This window comes from Streptomyces aurantiogriseus, assembly GCF_014649375.1.
GTDB lineage: Bacteria > Actinomycetota > Actinomycetes > Streptomycetales > Streptomycetaceae > Streptomyces > Streptomyces aurantiogriseus.
Genome location: NZ_BMSX01000087.1, coordinates 1 through 532, shown reverse-complemented (window position 1 = coordinate 532; position 532 = coordinate 1). Strand labels below are relative to the sequence as shown.

At 68.6% G+C, this 532-nt stretch carries 1 protein-coding gene; it reads right to left on the bottom strand.

Translation table 11 applies throughout. The features are described 5' to 3' along the window. Positions 1–490: AMP-binding protein (locus tag IE263_RS48095; RefSeq protein WP_229911599.1), on the bottom strand; the 490-nt coding region annotated here is incomplete at its 3' end. Positions 491–532: the final 42 nt, after the last annotated feature.

The window sequence follows — 532 nt, the reverse complement described above, 5'->3', positions numbered from 1 at the left end:
CCAACCCACCCGGCAACGCCTCACCCGCGAACACCACCACATCCGCCGACACCCTCCCCACCACCTGCTCCAGCACCTCGGCGAACACCGACGGAACCGTGCTGATCACACCACCCGACCAGCCACCCCGCTCCCCCACCACCAACACATCCCGCACCACCTCGACCGTGCCGCCCTCCACCAACGCCGTGAAGATCTCGAACACCGACACATCGAAATTCACCGACGTCCCCGCCAGCACCCGCGAACCCACACCGATCCCGACCCGATCAGCCAGCCCCGCCAGACCGTTCACCACACCCCGGTGCGTGACCACCACACCCTTCGGCCGCCCCGTCGACCCCGACGTGAACATCACATACGCCGCCTGAGCAGCGTCCACCGCGGGCAACGCGCGTGCCGTCTCCGGAAGTTCGACCTCGTCCAGCAGCAACACCGGCACGTCCGCGTCGGGGAGCGAACCCGCCGTCTCACGGTCGGTCAGCAGCAATGCCGGTGCGGCGTCGGCCAGGATGAACTCCAGCCGGCCACT